This window comes from Mesorhizobium sp. PL10, from assembly GCF_053714315.1.
The window spans coordinates 27,301-43,959 of record NZ_JBSKBR010000008.1; the positions used below are offsets into that span (position 1 = coordinate 27,301).

Sequence of the window (16,659 nt, forward strand, 5' to 3'; positions counted from 1 at the left end):
GGACACGGCAGTACGGGGCGCACTGTCACCGAACAGTCACTGATTAAAAAATAGGCAATTTTTGGAAAATGCCTATTCGGAAGGCGGACGCTTCAGGCGGATGAGGCCTTCCTGGGCAACCGAGGCGATCAGCGTGCCATCACGGGCAAACAGCGAGCCGCGGGTGAAGCCGCGCGACCCTTGCGTCGATGGACTGTCCTGCGTGTACAGGATCCAGTCGTCGAGCGGATGGCTGCGGTGGAACCACATGGCGTGGTCGAGGCTCGCCGCCTGGATGTCGCGATCGAAAATGGCGCGGCCATGGGCGAAGGTCGAGGTGTCGAGCAGCGTCATGTCGGAGAGGTAGGCAAGCACCGCCGCCTGGATGCCGCGGTCGGCCGGCACCGGGCCGGTGGTGCGGATCCAGATGTTCTGCTGCGGCTCCAGCTTTTCGCGGCTGGTGTAATGCTTCAGCATCACCGGCTTCATCTCGATCGGCCGGTCGCGTTCCCAGTAGCGCTTGATGCCGTCCGGCACCGCCTCGCCGAATTTGCCCAGCAATTCGCGCTGGGACAACAGGCTGTCGGGCGCCGGCACGTCGCGCGGCATCGGCAGCTGGTGTTCGAGCCCGACCTCGTCCTGCTGGAACGAGGCCTCCAGCGAAAAGATCGCCTGGCCATGCTGGATCGCCACCACACGCCGCGTGGTGAAGGAGCCGCCATCGCGGATGCGGTCGACCTCGTAGACGATCGGCACCTTGGTGTCGCCCGGCCGCATGAAATAACCATGCAGCGAATGCACATGACGCTCGGGCTCGACCGTGCGCTGGGCGGCAACCAGCGCCTGGGCGATGGTCTGGCCGCCGAAGACGCGCTGCCAGTCGACCTTGGGGCTGCGACCACGGTACAGATTGTGTTCCAGCTGCTCGAGGTCGAGAATGCTGAGAAGCTCGTCCATGGCCGCCGTCATGCGTCGTGACCTCGCCTTAGAGCAATTACAGGAAAAGTGTGAGCGGTTTTCCGTCCGGAATTGCGAAAACAAAGACTTAGAGCGGTTTTGCGATTCCTTGAAACGCAGAACCGCACTAAGATGCTATGGCGGTTTCCGACAGGAATGGCGGGCAGTCAAGGCCGGAATGCCCCGGTGGGGCCAGACGGCCGAGACTTCGAAAGGAATTGACATGGCAGACCGCAAGACGGACGCAAAAACCTCGCTCGACGTGTTGGTCGCCGGCGCCGGCTATGTCGGCCTCGCCGCCGCCGTGTCGCTGAAACAGGCGCGGCCGAACCTGGCGGTCGCCGTCGTCGATGCAGCCCCCGCCGGCGTCTGGCAGAAGGATGGCCGCGCCTCGGCGATTGCCGCTGCCGCCTGCCGCATGCTCGACCAGCTCGGTGTCTGGCAGGAAATCGTCGGTCAATCGCAAGCCATAACCGAGATGATCGTCACCGATTCGCGCACCGCCGACCCGGTGCGCCCGGTGTTCCTCACCTTTGACGGCGAGGTCGCGCCGGGCGAACCGTTCGCGCACATGGTCGCCAACCGGGATCTGAACGGCGCCTTGCGCCGCCGCGCGCAAAAGCTCGGCATCGATATCATCGAAGGTGTCGCGGTCGCATCGTTCGACAGCAATGGCGCCGGCGTCACCGTGCATCTGGCCGACGGCGCCACGCTGAAGGTGCGGCTGCTGGTCGCCGCCGATGGCGTCAATTCCAAACTGCGCGACATGGCCGGCATCAAGACGGTGAAATGGGAGTATGGCCAGTCCGGCATCGTTTGCACCGTGGCGCATGAACGGCCGCACAATGGCCGCGCCGAGGAGCATTTCCTGCCCGCCGGCCCATTTGCCACTTTGCCGCTGAAGCCCACCGAGGACGGCACCAACCGCTCGTCGCTGGTCTGGGTCGAACGCTCCGAGGATGCCGAGAAACTGGTTTCGGGCGACGACCTCGTCTTCGAGCATGAGCTGGAGCTGCGCTTCGGCCTCAAGCTCGGCGAGATCCGCGTCACCGACAAGCCGCGCGCCTGGCCACTCGGCCTGACCATCGCGCGCGCCTTTGTCGCCCCGCGCATCGCGCTTGCCGGCGACGCCGCGCACGGCATCCATCCGATCGCCGGCCAGGGCCTCAATCTCGGCTTCAAGGATGTTGCAGCATTGGCCGAAGTTGTGGTCGAGGCCGATCGCCTGGGACGGGACATCGGCGCGCTCGACGTACTCGAGCGCTACCAGCAATGGCGCCGCTTCGACACGGTACAGATGGGCGTCACCACCGATGTGCTGAACCGGCTGTTTTCCAACGACATCGGCCCACTGCGCCAGGTCCGCGACATCGGCCTCGGCCTGGTCGAACGCATGCCCAGGTTGAAAGAGTTTTTCATCCGCCAGGCGTCCGGCCTGTCCGGTGACACGCCGCGGCTGCTCAAGGGCGAGGCGATTTAGCGCCTCGCAATTGGCAGGAGCCTTACCAATCTCGTCATCCTAGGGCGGAGCAAGGAGCGGAGCGACGCGCGCAGACCCTAGGATCCATGCCGATACGCTAAAGCGTTGCGGCGGTTACAGAATTCTGCTCCGCTGCATCTCTCGATCGAGGCCACGGAATGGATCCTCGGGTCTTCGCGACGCCGCTTCGCGGCTGCTCCGCCCGTGGATGACGAAGCTGGGATGTACCCGCCAATCGCCGAAGCAGGCGGCTGGCCGATGTTGCACGTGAATTCTAGTTCACTTCAAAGCCCAGCTTTTGCCTCAGCCTCAGCATCCGCTGGTCGGCAACCTTGAAGCTCTGTTCGCCGCCTTGCGCGACGCGGTTCAGCATCTGCAACAGATCCTCTCGCTCGTGCGGATCGAGGCGCTCGCGCAGGAAAGGCGCCAGCTTGTCGATAACGATCGTCGTGTCGTCGATCTGGGCCGAGGCCCATTTGGCGTAGACGACGGCTTCGTCGGTCTTCTTCTGGTTCTCGGCAATCTGCGAGATCACCTCGCGGATGACGGTTTCGCGCTTCGGCAGGATCGGACCATGCTCCGCAGCCATGGCGGTGATCAGCGTCGCCGCCGCCACCACCGGGTCGTCAATCGCCGTCAGCGGCGACAGTGCCGCCTGCTTGCGCAGCTTCTTGCGCCTTATGTTGCCCTGGACGCGCCCGACAACGTCGGCGACCTCGCGCGCGGCGTCGTTCATGGCCTTCATGCGGTACCACCAGAACGCCGCCGCTCCCAGCACGCCGAGAATAGCAATCAGGAAAGGCATATCGAATTCCCCCGGAAATTCCGGCGACGATAAGAGAACTGCGGCGTTGCTTCAACACGCAAGAATTGCATCCGGTGAAGAAAACAGAGGTGTTTCTTTCAAGCCTCGACACACCGAGGTCCCGGGTCAAGCGCCGCCTATCGTCCGGACCCGGCGATGCAAGAACACTACAACAGGCGTTATCGCGCCTATTCGGCGTGTTCTCTAAATCCGATCCGTCGATGGCGAGGCCGGAGCTGGAATATCACGTCCAGCCGCTGTCGACCGACCGGTTGGGCGACCCGCTGCACCCGTTCCCGGCGATCACCATGTCGGTCTGCAATCTGCGGCCCGACAGCGTCGGCTCCGTACATGCGACGACGCGCGAGCTGGCCGTGCAGCCGGAGATCCGGCTGAATTATCTCTCGACGGTGCGCGACCGCGAGATCGCGCTGCGCTCGGTGCGCCAGGCTCGCTCGATCATGACCGCCAGGGCGCTTGAAGCCTTCCATCCAGAGGAGATCCTGCCCGGTCTCGCGCACCAGTCCGACGACGACCTGCTGCACCAGATCGGCTTGATCGCGACGACCATCTTTCATCCCGTCGGCACCTGCCGGATGGGCATTGACGACCGCGCCGTCGTCAGTCCCGATTTGCGCGTGACCGGTGTCGAGGGCCTGCGCGTCATCGACGCCTCGATCATGCCGCGCATCGTTTCCGGCAACACTGCCTCGCCGGTGGTGATGATCGCCGAGAAGGCGGCGGACATGATCCGCCGCTCTGTCTGAAGCTGCCGATACGCGGACTGCTATGACCCCGGGACGTCGTAGATCGCCCTGACCTCGATGGTGCCGATTTCGGCAAGCGGGATCTCCCCGGCGATCTCCAGCGCTTCCTCGAGATCATCAGCCTCGATCATGACGAAACCAAGCAATTGCTCCTTGGTTTCGGCGAAGGGACCGTCGGTGATCAACCGCTTGCCCTGGCGCCGCCGGACCGCCTTCGACGTCTTCACCGATTGCAGCGCCTGCGCGATGATCAGCTTGCCTTGCTGGTCCAATGACCGGTCATAGGCCATCGAATCGGCGTCGAGCTTGGCGAGACGCTGCGGCGTCATGGCATGGAGGTCCTTTTCCTCGCCGTAGACCAGACAGACATATTTCATTTCCAGCTCCCTTGCTGCGATGAACCATAGGCGATCACGGTATCACTTGCGCCGTTGCCGGCAGCCGCATGGTCGAGAAGGATGACCGCAATGCCGATGACGGCAATAGCCGCGAGCAGCCGGCCGAAGCCGGAAGGTCGCGGACAGTCGATCTCTTGCAGCCAAGGCCTTTTGCCGGTGCAGTTCCAATGGGCAGAAAACAGATTGTTCATGTGAACCTCCATCTGCCACGAAATCCGTGGCCGCCCGCAGGACGCTCGGCACTGGAACAAGTCGACATTTTTGCACGCAGATTTTTTTGAAAAATAATTTTGGCCGCTTCGTTGGATCGCCATGCGCGCGCAAACAGCGCGGTGGTCTTCGCCCGCGCCCGCGCTATAGTTGGGAGGAACGCCGCCTGGCCGGCGCTATCGCTGCAATCAAGGAGGACTTCATGGACCGCACCGCAAACGCCGTCTGGAAAGGCAATCTGAAAGAGGGCAAAGGCACGCTCGACACCCAGAGCGGAACCCTGAAGGGCACGCCCTATTCGTTCAAGGCGCGCTTCGAGGACGAAAGCGGCAAATCCGGCACCAATCCCGAAGAGTTGATCGCTGCTGCGCATGCCGGTTGCTTCGCCATGCAGTTCTCCCACTTCCTGGCCGAGAACGGCACACCCGCCACCGAACTCGACGCCAAGGCGGTGGTCACGCTGGTTCCGGGCACCGGGATCACCGGCAGTGCCCTCACGGTGATCGGCAAGGTACCGGGCATCGACGCAGCGAAATTCCAGGAATTGGCCGAGAAGGCCAAGGCCGGATGCCCGGTGTCGAAGGCGCTAGGCGCCATCAATGTATCGCTCGACGCAAAGCTGGGGTGAGAGCTCGGCAGAGGCAGCGATCCTTCGCGCCCCCTCTGCCCCGCCGGGCATCTCCCCCACGAGGGGGGAGATCAGCGGTGATCGGCGATTTCGCTAATCACAACGCAGGAAGAATGAGCGGTGCGCTGAAATAGCCAATCTCCCCCCTCGTGGGGGAGATGTCCGGCAGGACAGAGGGGGCGCTGTCCAGCCAACGTCTCTGGTGAGCTAACCGCCCAGCGCCTCGATCTTTGCGCGCAGCGCGGCAACCTCTTCTTCCAGCGCCCTCACGCGCTCTTCCAGATCCGAAGCATGCATCGCCGGCGCACTCCGCTGCGCCGACAACGCAGCAACATCCACAGGCCCGCTCAAGAGATGCACGTAGCGGTCCTCGCGCTGACCTGGTCCTCGCGCAATTTCCTGGATCAGTGGAGGCCGGCGGCCGATCAGCATGTCGAGCTCAGCACGCAGATCCTCGATCGAAGAAAACCGCGCCATGCGCTCGGCGCGCGCCAGGAGCTCATGCGCCGTCTGCGGTCCGCGCAACAGGAGTAAACCGAGCACGGCCGTCTGCGGCGTGGTCAGCGAGAAGCGCTGCGCCATCTGGTGCTCATAGCGCTCGACGCGCGAGCCGAACATCTGCCGCACCAGCCCCTTCTGCTCAAGCAGTTTCAGAGCCCGATGCACCTCCGTCTGCTCCAGCGCCATGACAGGCTCGCGCGCCGTCTTCTGATTGGCAGCGGCAAGTGCTGCGTTGAGCGTCAGCGGATAGACGTCCGGCGTCAGCTCCTTCTTCTCGATCAGGCAGCCGAGCACGCGGGCTTCGACGGGAGAGAGGGTTGGAAGGTCTTCGCTCATTGGGTTGGCTATCCTTTGAAGCTCGAGGGACAGCACCCCCCTCTGGCCTGCCGGCAATCTCCCCCGCAAGAGAGGAGATCGGCAGCTTCAGCGCCGTTCGTCCATTCTTGCAAGGTTGAAGATTAGCGAAAGCGGGAAAAACAGCCAATCTCCCCCCTTGCGGGGGAGATGTCCGGTAGGACAGAGGGGGTGTGAAGGATCACTATCGATGATGATTTCATCGGCAGCGGCCTTTGTTAAACCCTTCTCTCCACCATCATCTTCTTGATTTCCGCAATCGCCTTGGCCGGATTCAGTCCCTTCGGACAAGTCTGCGCGCAGTTCATAATGGTGTGGCAGCGATAGAGCCGGAACGGGTCTTCGAGATTGTCGAGCCGCTCGCCCTTGGCCTCGTCACGGCTGTCGATCAGCCAGCGATAGGCCTGCAGCAGCGTCGCCGGGCCGAGATAACGGTCGCCGTTCCACCAATAGCTGGGGCACGAGGTCGAGCAGCAGGCGCACAAGATGCACTCGTAGAGCCCGTCGAGCTTCTCGCGGTCCTCGTGGCTCTGCAGCCATTCCTTGGCCGGCTGCGGCGACACGGTCTTCAGCCAGGGCTGGATCGAGGCGTGCTGGGCGTAGAAATTGGTGAGGTCAGGGACCAGATCCTTGACCACCTGCATATGCGGCAGCGGATAGACTTTGACGGCGCCGGAAATGTCGTCACAGCCCTTGGTGCAGGCCAGCGTGTTGGAGCCGTCAATGTTCATGGCGCAGGAGCCGCAAATGCCTTCGCGGCAGGAGCGGCGCAAGGTCAGCGTCGGGTCGATCTTGTTCTTGATCCACAACAGCGCGTCGAGCACCATCGGCCCGCAATCGTCCATGTCGACGAAATAGGTGTCGATACGCGGGTTCTCGTCGTCGTCCGGCGACCAGCGGTAGATGCGATATTCGCGCAGGTTGGCGGCGCCCTCCGGCTTCGGCCAGGTCTTGCCTTGCTGGACCTTGGAGTTCTTGGGAAGCGTCAGTTCAACCATTACCTGCGGTCCTTTCGGATGACGAGCTTCAGCCCGGACCAGATTTCGTTGACGGCAGCGACCTTGACGTCGACCAGGTCGCGCTTCAGTGCCTCGGCGCGGACGACACCTTCGGTGACGTCGGTCGGCACTTTCGATGCCTTCTTCGGCCACGATACCCAGACCATGCCGTTGCGCTTGATCGCCGCTTCGACATCGCCGAGGCGATCCTCGATCTCGGCTCGCTGCCGGGTGAAGGCATGCACGGCGTCATATTTTTGCTTGCCCGAGATCGCTGCCCATTCCGCGAGCCGATCGACGCCGGCAAATGACACGGCCTCGGTCAGCGCATCGAGTTCCGGCGGCAGCGCGATGAAGGCGGCGATCATGCCGTCCTTCAGGCCGAGCTTGGCCGGAAGCGGCGTGCCAGAATATCCTGAGGCCGCCAGCGCCATGGTCAATACACCTTGGTCTTCAGCGTGATCTTTGAGCCGGTGAAAAGCGTGAGTTCAACCACTTTAGTTCAAAGCTCCATATATCTTCTTGGCCTCAACGGGCCAATCTCGATCCAATTCTTCCTCAAGAAACCCAAGATTCATTTCCTGGAATGATCCTTCATACGGTCGGCCTATCAGCATCAAATCGTCGGAAGCCCCCAAAACCCTAGGTCCCCAATTGTCCAAAAGCTGTCGGTCCAACTTCTTGCGGCCGACGTGGGCCACTAGGCCGTCCAAGAAAAACCGAAAAATAGGCACATCAGGAAATGCGCCGTTAAACATCGATCTCATCTGAATTGTTGATCTAAGCGGGGTTTGGTTCTGTGGCTGCCCTTTAGTCGTAAGAAGGAGCAAAGCCACTGGAAAATCCGCGATGTCGCCCTTTATGTCGCCTCGAACAATCTTCGTGAGCTTATTGCGGGACAAGACATCAAGCCGGATTTCGCCAAATCCCTTATGCTCAGTGAAGACTGCTCGCCAAAGCAGGCTGAGGAAGAAAAGACGCAGTGATTCTGAGTTTTGGCCCTTAACCCGGAGTAACTTCGTACCTAGGCCATCCCCCAGTGCAAACTGTTCAACTTTGTCATTTATGGGGAATGCTCTCCAGCAGATTCCTAACTTCAAAAGAATGGCAGCAGCATCGTTGTCATACTTTGCTAATATTTTTTCACCATCTGCTGTCACCAGCGCTTCATCATACCAGCCAGTGTACCGCAAAGAAGGACGCTTACCTCTTTCCCCCAGTTCAATCCTTGCGACTTTGTCGAGATTCTTGTCAACAAATGCGCGCGGCAGAAGGTGCGACTTCACGAAGCGCCCTCTTTTCCCCGTAAGTTTGCAGACTTTGTCGACCAAAGTATCCTCAATACACCCGCGCCTTCGGCGCGATCTTGGCGAGACTGATGCCGCCGTCCTTCTCGGCCAGCAGCGGCTCGGTGTGCACCGGACGGTAGCTCAGCGTCACCTTGCCGTCTTCGCTGAGCCGCGCCAGCGTATGCTTGCGCCAGACCTCGTCGTCGCGGGCCGAGAAGTCCTCCCGCGCGTGCGCGCCGCGGCTCTCCTTGCGCGCTTCGGCGCCGTAGACCGTGGTGATGGCGTTGGCCATCAAATTTTCCAGCTCCAGCGTCTCGACCAGGTCGGAGTTCCAGATCATCGAGCGGTCGAAGACCTTTATGTCCTTCAGTTCGGTCCAGATTTCCGAAATGCGCTTGCAGCCATTCTCCAGCGATTCCTGGGTGCGAAACACGGCGGCGTCTTCCTGCATCGCCTTCTGCATCTTCTCGCGCAGCACCGCCGTCGGCGTCGAACCATTGGCGTGGCGCAGCCGGTCGAAGCGGTCCATGATCTTTTCGACCGAGGCTTCGTTGGGCGAAGGGATAGCCGAATTGCGGTCGATGACCTGGCCGGCGCGGATCGCCGCGGCGCGGCCGAACACCACCAGATCGATCAGCGAGTTCGAGCCCAGCCGGTTGGCGCCGTGCACGGAGGCGCAGCCGGCTTCGCCCACCGCCATCAGCCCGGGCGACACCTGGTCGGGGTTTCCCAAGGTCGGGTTCAGCACCTCGCCCCAGTAATTGGTCGGCACGCCACCCATATTGTAGTGCACCGTCGGCAGCACCGGGATCGGCTCCTTGGTCAGGTCGACGCCGGCGAAGATCTTGGCCGATTCCGAAATGCCCGGCAGCCGTTCATGCAGCACCGCCGGATCGAGATGATCGAGATGCAGGAAGATGTGGTCCTTCTTCTTGCCGACGCCACGCCCTTCGCGGATTTCCAGCGTCATGCAACGCGAGACGACGTCGCGCGAGGCAAGGTCCTTGGCTGATGGCGCGTAGCGCTCCATGAAGCGCTCGCCTTCGGAATTGACGAGATAGCCGCCCTCGCCGCGCGCGCCCTCGGTGATCAGGCAGCCGGCGCCGTAGATGCCGGTCGGATGGAACTGCACGAACTCCATGTCCTGCAGCGGGAAGCCGGCGCGCGCGGCCATGCCGCCGCCGTCTCCGGTGCAGGTATGCGCCGACGTCGCCGAGAAATAGGCGCGGCCGTAGCCGCCGGTCGCCAGCACCACCATCTTGGCCGAGAAACGGTGGATGGTGCCGTCGTCGAGGTTCCAGGCGACGACGCCGGTGCAGGTGCCGTCCGGCTCCGTGATCAGGTCGAGTGCAAAATACTCGATGAAGAACTGCGCATTGTTCTTTAGCGACTGGCCGTAAAGCGTGTGCAGGATGGCATGGCCGGTGCGGTCGGCGGCGGCACAGGTGCGCTGCACCGGCGGGCCGTCGCCGTAATTCATCATGTGGCCGCCGAATGGCCGCTGATAAATCTTGCCCTCTTCGGTGCGCGAGAACGGCACGCCGTAGTGCTCGAGTTCGTAGACCGCGGCCGGTGCTTCGCGCACCAGATATTCCATGGCGTCGACATCGCCCAGCCAGTCCGACCCCTTGACGGTGTCGTACATGTGCCACTGCCAGGAATCGGGACCCATGTTGGACAGCGACGCGGCAATGCCGCCTTGCGCGGCCACCGTGTGCGAGCGGGTCGGGAACACTTTGGTGATGCAGGCGGTGCGCAGGCCCTGTTCGGCCATGCCGAGCGTGGCGCGCAGACCGGCGCCGCCGGCGCCGACGACCACAACATCGAATTTGTGGTCGACGAAAGTGTAAGCCGCATTGGCTGATTTCGCGTCCTTGGCCAACTCAGCCTCCAAATGCCAGCTTGAGCAGGGCGAAGATCGAGGTGACGCCGACCGCTATGGTGAAAAATGTGCTGAGCGCGATCGTCAGCAGTTTCAGGCCTTCGCTGATCACATAGTCCTCGATGATCACCTGCATGCCGAGCCGCATGTGGTAGAGCCCGGAAATGAGGAAAAGGATCATCACCAGCGCCACGAATGGATTGGCGAGTGCGGCGCGTACCTCAGCGTAGCCGTGGCCGTTGAGCGCGATCAGGAAGCCGACGAAGAACAGCGTCAGCGGAATGTTGGCGAGCGCCGTTAGCCGCTGGCGCCAGAAATGCTGTGTCCCTTCGTGGGAGGAGCCGAGACCGCGAACCCTGGCCATCGGCGTGCGCATGTCGTTGCTGTTCGTGCCGCTCATCACAAGGCTCCCCGCGCCATATAGCCGGCGACCCAGATCAGCAGCGTGAGCGCAACCGAGCCGGCGAGCGTCACCCAGGCGATCTTCGATGCGGTGTGTTTGTCCAGCCCGGCGCCGGTGTCCCAGACGAGGTGGCGCACGCCGCCCAGCATGTGGTGCATCAATGCCCAGGTGTAGCCGAACAGGATAAGCCGGCCGAGCCAGGTGCCGAAGGCCCAGTTGACCCAATCGAAGGCGCCTTGCGAACTCGCCGCCGCCATCAGCCACGCGGCGACCAGCAGCGTGCCGAAATACAGCGCGCCGCCGGTGATGCGATGAATGATCGACATCGTCATGGTGATTGGCGGGCGGTAGATCGTCAGGTGCGGCGAGAGCGGCCGTTCACGTCTGGCGGTTCGGGTGGCTGGTGATTTGCTCATGGCTGCCCCAGTTCGATGTCCGGAGCCGCGGAGGAAAGCGGCATTTACCGCCTCGATATATGACTTCAGACAGCCGGTTTCTAATGCTCTTTTTGCACCGCGTCAAAGCCAGAAAATCGTTTTGGAAACGTCATTTAGTCTGACAAAACGGCTGTCGATTGCTTCAATCGATTAGGCCACGGCCGAAAGCCGGCGCACCGTTCGCTGCAGTGCGAAAAAATCATCCGGCTGAGGCGCCTTGGGTGGGTTGAGATTCAGGTCAGGCCGAGTCGAGAAGTATGGCGTCCGGGAACCGGCCTACGCCGGCCGTAGCCTTCAAAGAGCTGAGTCACTTATGAGGGCTTCGGCCGGCGAAGGCCCTGAATATCAATACACCCAACTAGCGCTTGCAGGTCACCGGCGTCTTCCCGCCTTTCATCACCAGCGCCTCGCGTCCGTCGATCACGATTGCGTCATGAGCCGCGCCATACCGGCTGTTCTGGTTGGCAGGCGAGGCCGGCAGGTCTTCAGCGGTACCGTCGGGGCTGAGCACGTGCAGCGACGTGCCGAGATTCTCGATGGTGATCCTGCCGCCGCCGGCGCAATTGTAGGTCGCGGTGCGCGGTTGCGGCGCGGCCGTTTCGACAGCGATGGGGGCAGCGGTCACAGGCGCGCCGGGCGCCATCAAGACGGCGGGAGTTCCAGCGCTTGCGGCCTTCGGCGCGTTGTTCTGCGGCACACAGGCTGCGGCAGTCAGCAAGGGGATCGACAAAAGCGTCACCCGAAACGTCCGGCGTAACGCCATATGATGTCCTCCTGCGCGGCAAACTAGCCGCGATGTTCCGCCAAGATCAAGCTCACCCGGCGTCAGCGCAATTGCGTGCGTCGCTGGCCGATGGTGCGGCCAAGCATGGCCGAAAGATGACATCAGGGTTTTCCATCCCGTCGGATATTAACCATGTTTGACAAGAGATCGCCGCTGGATGCATCTGCCCTCTTAACAAAGGTTAATAAAAGGTTAATTTCCGATTCCGAACGGGTCCAAAGCAGAGAGGACACCATGCTTTCGAATTCAGGAAGAGCACGCCTTGCGGCGCTTGTGCTGGCGGCGGCCAGTCTCGGCTTCGCCGCTCCGGCAATGGCCTGGTCGCGCCATCATGACCGCGTCTACGCCGATTCCTTCGGCAATCTCGTCATCGACAGCGCCGCCGGCTACAAGCGCATCATCGTCGGCGAAGGCAAACTGGCCAGGAAATTGTCCGACTACACCAGCGCCGGCCAGCCGGAAGCAGAACCCGAAGTCCTTTATGAAAATGAGGCAGACCACGTCTCCAGACGTGGCTGCTATCAGCCCCCGGTGTTCGTGAAGGGCCGCTCCTATATGTACGGTCTCGCCGACGGCGAGATGCCCAACCTCAGCCCTTGCCGCTAGACCAATCGGTTTGGCCGGCCTTTGTGGCCGGCTGCCGCACAACGGTTAGCCCGGTCGAGACTCGGACGCAGTTGCGGCCTGAGCCCTTGGCCAGGTAGAGAGCATCGTCGGCGCGCCGCAAAAGGTCGGAGAAATATTCCCCCGCATGAAGTTCGGCGACGCCGAAGCTGGCGCTGCAGCGGTGGTCCGCCGGCAGGCCCTCGATCGGCAAGGCGCCGAAGGCGCTGCGCGTGCCCTCCGCGAACAGCCTTGCAGCGGCAAGATTGGTGCCCGGCAAGATGATGGCAAACTCCTCGCCGCCGATGCGGCCGGCGACATGATGGTCGGCCGCCGCATCGCGCAGGAACCCCGCAAAGGTTTCGATGACGCGGTCGCCGGAGGCATGGCCAAAACTGTCGTTGATGCCCTTGAAATGATCGAGGTCGGCAATGACCAGCGCCACCGGAACACCCTGGCGCACCGCGTCGCGCAGCGCCAGCTTGGCATGGCGCTCGAAGCCGCCGCGGTTGAGCAGCTGTGAGAGCATGTCGGTTTCCGACCTGGACGTCGCCTCGGCCAGTACGTCGCGAACCAGCACGGCCAATGTCAAAAGTGCCAGCGCCAGCGCGAACACGGTTCCGAGCGACTGCGAGACCAGGGCGTAGCTGCTCTGCAGATAGGACTGCGGATTGGCGCCCCAGCCGCCCAGAGCGCCGGCAATAAATGGCTTTGAAGCGAACTGCACCGCACTGGCAGCCAGAACGGCCATCAGAGTGATGTCTAGCCAGCCGCGTCTTTGCCTGGACGACCAGACGATGGCCAAACCAACGAATTGCATGGCGGCATAGGGAAGCTGGTAGGCCATCATGCGGGCAAGCGATTGCCGCGGCAGGTCCTGCACGAAATAGACGGCGACAGTGGCGATGACCAGGAAGACCAGCATTGCCGCCCAGGGCGGCGTTACACCGTATTTGCGGGCGAGCCCGCCATTGAAAGCAATGGTGGCGCCGAGGAAAACAGCAAAGGCGGCGACAACTGGTGGCCGCGCATCGGCGAAGGCCGGGATGCTGATCTCAATGACACAATAGACTATGCCCAGGGCATAGCCGAACGCCAGCCAGCGTGCCGCCGCACGTCCGACGCCGTGAACGGCGATCGTCATGAACGCCGCGGCCAGCAGGCCGGCAACGCACATGTTGATGACCAGAATGAAGTCTGCGCTGCTCATGGCCCCTTTTCGCGCCCGACCTCTTTCGCGCTTTGGCCAACAGCAAACCATCGACGGGCGAAAAAGACGTTAACGCCAGGCTGCATGGAAGCGACGTGCGTCCCATCTGGACGCGCAGGCGATCAGCCGAGACTGCCAGTATCGGGAATGAACACCTTTTCGGCTCGCTCGTAGGACAGCCGCACGCTGTCGCGGCCGTTCTTCTTGGCCTTGTAGAGCGCCTCGTCGGCGCGCCGCATCAGCGGCTCCAACCCTTCGTCGCCGGTGCGCGCCGCGACGCCGAAGCTCGCGGTAACCCTGGTGCCGGGCGGCAATCCGTCGACGCTGCCGGCCGAATAGTGCGTGCGCACGGCCTCGGCAAACAGCCGCGCCGTGGCAAGATCGCTCAATGACAAAAGCACGGCGAATTCCTCGCCGCCGATGCGCCCGGCAACGGCGCGCGCGCCGGCGGCGGCACGAAGCTTGGCGGCGAAGTCAGCGATCACCTGGTCGCCCGCGGCATGTCCATACCGGTCGTTGAGCGCCTTGAAGTGATCGAGATCGGCCAGCACCAGTGCGACCGGCACCTTGGCGGCGGCGCAGTGTTGCAGCACCAGCAAGGCGCGCTCCTCAAAACCCCTGCGATTGAACAACCCGGACAGCGGGTCCGTATGCGTCTCGGTCTTCAGCGCCTTCATCACATCAAGTGCGGCGGCCGAGAACAGGCAGAGCGCGATCAGCAGCGACAGCAGCGCATGCGTCAGCAGCGCCGTCGTCCAGTAGGACGAGCCGTAGAACCCGTCATAACTGGTGAAAGGCCCGTGCGAGATGACGACGAGCAGCGTCCGGCCGATGAAGTTCAGCCCCGACAGCAACGACAGCACGAACAGGATTTTTTCGGTCGGGCCGTTGTTGCGCACGGCGCGCAGCTCGGCGGCGACCAGCAGGCTGAGGCCGCCAAAACCGAAATTGATGGCCAGGATGCGCCAGGTGAGGTCCGGCTGCACGAACAGATACCAGCAGAACGCGGCCAGCCCGCCGCCGGCCAAGATGCCGATCGCGACATAGGGCACGCGCCTGCCATAGCGCGAGATGATTGCGCCGACGAGGCAGCAGGCGGCGAAAGTGAAGCAGAGGTTGGAGACAAGCTTGGTCAGCACCATGCCGACGGGCAGGGTAAAATACTGCAGCAGGAAGCCGGGCGCGGACGCGCAATAGCTCGCGCCGAGCACCGCCAGATAGGGCCGGTGACGCTGATAGAACCACAGCACGAGGAACGCCGCGCCGAGCGCCAGCGCGATCGTCGGATTGAGCAGCGCAATGAACAGACCGGTGTCCAAAGGACGGTGACTTCCCCGCTTGACGTCGGGGAAGACCTTAGAAGGCAAGCCCCAACAAGCGGTTAAGCCAGAGCGAATATGCGGGCAGAGCGGATGAAAAAAGACCCCGCAACCGCGATGCGATCCGGGGCCTGATATGGATGATGACCTGCGCGCCGGAAGCTATCTCCAGTCGCGGATGTCGACGAAATGCCCGGCGATCGCCGCCGCGGCCGCCATTGCCGGCGAGACCAGATGGGTGCGGCCCTTGAAGCCCTGCCGGCCCTCGAAATTGCGGTTCGAGGTCGAGGCGCAGCGTTCATGCGGCTTCAGCCGATCGTCGTTCATGGCCAGGCACATCGAACAGCCCGGCTCGCGCCAGTCAAAACCAGCGGCGATGAAGATCTTGTCGAGACCTTCGGCTTCCGCCTGTTCCTTGACCAGGCCCGAACCCGGCACGATCATGGCATCGACATGCGCACTGACCGTCTTGCCTTCGACCACCTTGGCGACGGCGCGCAGATCCTCGATGCGGCCATTGGTGCATGAGCCGATGAAGACCCGGTCGAGCGTGATGTCGGTGATCTTTGTTCCCGGCGTCAGACCCATATAGTCGAGCGCGCGGATCTTTGAGGTGCGCTTGTTCTCGTCGGTGATCTCTTCCGGATTGGGAACGACGCCCTGCACCGAAACCACGTCCTCGGGCGACGAGCCCCAGGAGACGATCGGCGGCAGCTTGGCCGCGTCGAGCACGATCACCTTGTCGAAATGCGCCCCTTCGTCGGACTGCAGCGTCTTCCAGTATTCGAGCGCCGCATCCCAGGCAGCGCCTTTCGGCGCGCGCGGCTTGTCCTTGACATAGGCGAAGGTTGTTTCGTCGGCCGCGATCAGACCGGCGCGGGCGCCGCCCTCGATCGACATGTTGCAGATCGTCATGCGGCCTTCCATCGACAGTGCGCGGATCGCCTCGCCGGCATATTCGATGACATAGCCGGTGCCGCCGGCGGTGCCGATCTCGCCGATGATGGCGAGGATGATGTCCTTGGCGGTGACGCCTTCCGGCAACTGGCCGTCGACGCGCACCAGCATGTTCTTGGCCTTGCGCTGGATCAGCGTCTGCGTTGCCAGCACATGCTCGACTTCCGACGTGCCGATGCCGTGCGCCAGCGCGCCGAAAGCGCCATGCGTCGAGGTGTGGCTGTCACCGCAGACGATGGTCATGCCCGGCAACGTAAAGCCCTGCTCCGGCCCGATGATGTGGACGATGCCCTGGCGGATATCGTTTTCTGAATAATACTCGACACCGAAATCCTTGGCATTCTTGGCCAGCGCCTCGACCTGGATGCGGCTTTCCTCGTTCTTGATGCCGAACTTGCGCTCGGGGGAGGTCGAGACATTGTGATCGACAACGGCCAGTGTCTTTTCGGGATGCCGGACTTTTCGGCCGCTCATGCGCAGCCCTTCGAAGGCCTGCGGGCTGGTCACTTCATGGACGAGGTGGCGGTCGATGTAGAGCAGGCAGGTGCCGTCGTCCTGGCGATCGACGACATGGTCGTCGAATATCTTGTCGTAGAGGGTGCGCGGTGCGCTCATGTGCGTAAATCCGTCGATTTGAAATAGGGGAAGGGCAGACGCGCCGGAGGCCTTCGGCCCGGCGAAAGCGGCCTAGCTAAGTC

The 16,659-nt window shown here is 62.5% G+C and carries 18 protein-coding genes and 1 pseudogene; 4 read left to right on the top strand and 15 right to left on the bottom strand.

Features of this window, described 5'->3' with window-relative positions; all coding sequences use genetic code 11:
• Nucleotides 1-72 precede the first annotated feature (72 nt).
• A complete protein-coding gene (gene tesB, locus ACWGTO_RS14660; protein ID WP_454575539.1) occupies nt 73-948 on the bottom strand; it encodes an acyl-CoA thioesterase II in 876 nt (291 codons plus the stop codon).
• A 211-nt stretch (nt 949-1,159) separates the two neighbouring features.
• On the opposite strand from tesB, the gene ACWGTO_RS14665 reads away from it, so the two are divergent.
• Nucleotides 1,160-2,416, top strand: coding sequence for a ubiquinone biosynthesis hydroxylase (locus ACWGTO_RS14665; RefSeq protein ID WP_454575540.1), 1,257 nt, complete (start codon nt 1,160-1,162; stop codon nt 2,414-2,416).
• Nucleotides 2,417-2,690: 274 nt separating this feature from the next.
• On the opposite strand, the gene ACWGTO_RS14670 is transcribed toward ACWGTO_RS14665, so the two are convergent.
• Entirely contained in the window at nt 2,691-3,221 is a 531-nt protein-coding gene (locus ACWGTO_RS14670) for a hypothetical protein (RefSeq protein WP_454575541.1), read from the bottom strand.
• Nucleotides 3,222-3,364: 143 nt separating this feature from the next.
• On the opposite strand from ACWGTO_RS14670, the pseudogene ACWGTO_RS14675 reads away from it, so the two are divergent.
• A pseudogene (locus tag ACWGTO_RS14675) lies at nt 3,365-3,988 on the top strand (GMC family oxidoreductase); the annotation flags it as partial.
• 20 nt (nt 3,989-4,008) lie between these two features.
• Here the strand turns inward: ACWGTO_RS14675 and ACWGTO_RS14680 are convergent.
• Complete coding sequence (locus ACWGTO_RS14680) at nt 4,009-4,365, bottom strand: YciI family protein (RefSeq protein WP_454575542.1); 357 nt, start codon at nt 4,363-4,365, stop codon at nt 4,009-4,011.
• Complete coding sequence (locus ACWGTO_RS14685; protein ID WP_454575543.1) at nt 4,362-4,577, bottom strand: hypothetical protein; 216 nt, start codon at nt 4,575-4,577, stop codon at nt 4,362-4,364. The genes ACWGTO_RS14680 and ACWGTO_RS14685 overlap by 4 nt, the downstream gene beginning before the upstream one ends.
• A gap of 221 nt (nt 4,578-4,798) precedes the next feature.
• Here ACWGTO_RS14685 and ACWGTO_RS14690 point away from each other — a divergent pair, with 221 nt between their 5' ends.
• Nucleotides 4,799-5,224, top strand: coding sequence for an OsmC family protein (locus tag ACWGTO_RS14690; protein ID WP_454575544.1), 426 nt, complete (start codon nt 4,799-4,801; stop codon nt 5,222-5,224).
• Between the two features lie 207 nt (nt 5,225-5,431).
• Here the strand turns inward: ACWGTO_RS14690 and ACWGTO_RS14695 are convergent, their stop codons facing one another.
• The 8 genes from ACWGTO_RS14695 to ACWGTO_RS14730 all read right to left on the bottom strand — a co-directional run bounded on the left by ACWGTO_RS14695 (nt 5,432) and on the right by ACWGTO_RS14730 (nt 11,851).
• Complete coding sequence (locus ACWGTO_RS14695) at nt 5,432-6,061, bottom strand: YceH family protein (protein WP_454575545.1); 630 nt, start codon at nt 6,059-6,061, stop codon at nt 5,432-5,434.
• A 236-nt stretch (nt 6,062-6,297) separates the two neighbouring features.
• Nucleotides 6,298-7,077: a succinate dehydrogenase iron-sulfur subunit gene (locus tag ACWGTO_RS14700; protein WP_454575546.1), complete on the bottom strand. Its 780-nt coding sequence runs from the start codon at nt 7,075-7,077 to the stop codon at nt 6,298-6,300.
• Complete coding sequence (locus tag ACWGTO_RS14705; RefSeq protein WP_454575547.1) at nt 7,077-7,511, bottom strand: DUF3052 family protein; 435 nt, start codon at nt 7,509-7,511, stop codon at nt 7,077-7,079. Before ACWGTO_RS14705 ends, ACWGTO_RS14700 begins: the two co-directional genes overlap by 1 nt.
• A 63-nt stretch (nt 7,512-7,574) precedes the next feature.
• Nucleotides 7,575-8,363: a hypothetical protein gene (locus tag ACWGTO_RS14710; RefSeq protein ID WP_454575548.1), complete on the bottom strand. Its 789-nt coding sequence runs from the start codon at nt 8,361-8,363 to the stop codon at nt 7,575-7,577.
• Between the two features lie 52 nt (nt 8,364-8,415).
• A complete protein-coding gene (sdhA, locus tag ACWGTO_RS14715; protein WP_454575549.1) occupies nt 8,416-10,248 on the bottom strand; it encodes a succinate dehydrogenase flavoprotein subunit in 1,833 nt (610 codons plus the stop codon).
• 1 nt (nt 10,249) lies between these two features.
• Nucleotides 10,250-10,648 carry a succinate dehydrogenase, hydrophobic membrane anchor protein gene (gene sdhD / locus ACWGTO_RS14720; RefSeq protein ID WP_454575550.1) on the bottom strand — a complete coding sequence of 133 codons (399 nt, stop codon included), beginning with the start codon at nt 10,646-10,648 and terminating at the stop codon, nt 10,250-10,252.
• Nucleotides 10,648-11,067 (bottom strand): succinate dehydrogenase, cytochrome b556 subunit, encoded by a 420-nt coding sequence (gene sdhC, locus ACWGTO_RS14725; RefSeq protein ID WP_454575551.1) that lies wholly within the window; start codon nt 11,065-11,067, stop codon nt 10,648-10,650. Before sdhC ends, sdhD begins: the two co-directional genes overlap by 1 nt.
• 379 nt (nt 11,068-11,446) lie before the next feature.
• On the bottom strand, nt 11,447-11,851 hold the full coding sequence (locus tag ACWGTO_RS14730; RefSeq protein ID WP_454575552.1) for a hypothetical protein: 405 nt from the start codon (nt 11,849-11,851) through the stop codon (nt 11,447-11,449).
• A 255-nt stretch (nt 11,852-12,106) separates the two neighbouring features.
• On the opposite strand from ACWGTO_RS14730, the gene ACWGTO_RS14735 reads away from it, so the two are divergent.
• Nucleotides 12,107-12,478, top strand: a complete 372-nt coding sequence (locus ACWGTO_RS14735; RefSeq protein ID WP_454575553.1) for a hypothetical protein — start codon at nt 12,107-12,109, stop codon at nt 12,476-12,478.
• Here the strand turns inward: ACWGTO_RS14735 and ACWGTO_RS14740 are convergent.
• The 3 genes from ACWGTO_RS14740 to leuC form a co-directional block, all read right to left on the bottom strand.
• Entirely contained in the window at nt 12,462-13,685 is a 1,224-nt protein-coding gene (locus ACWGTO_RS14740) for a diguanylate cyclase (RefSeq protein ID WP_454575554.1), read from the bottom strand. The two genes, ACWGTO_RS14735 and ACWGTO_RS14740, sit on opposite strands and share 17 nt — an antisense overlap.
• A gap of 122 nt (nt 13,686-13,807) precedes the next feature.
• The gene (locus tag ACWGTO_RS14745) at nt 13,808-15,004 is read right to left on the bottom strand and encodes a GGDEF domain-containing protein (protein WP_454575555.1); all 1,197 of its coding nucleotides are present in this window, start codon (nt 15,002-15,004) and stop codon (nt 13,808-13,810) included.
• 162 nt (nt 15,005-15,166) lie between these two features.
• The gene (leuC, locus tag ACWGTO_RS14750; protein ID WP_454575556.1) at nt 15,167-16,576 is read right to left on the bottom strand and encodes a 3-isopropylmalate dehydratase large subunit; all 1,410 of its coding nucleotides are present in this window, start codon (nt 16,574-16,576) and stop codon (nt 15,167-15,169) included.
• Nucleotides 16,577-16,659: the final 83 nt, after the last annotated feature.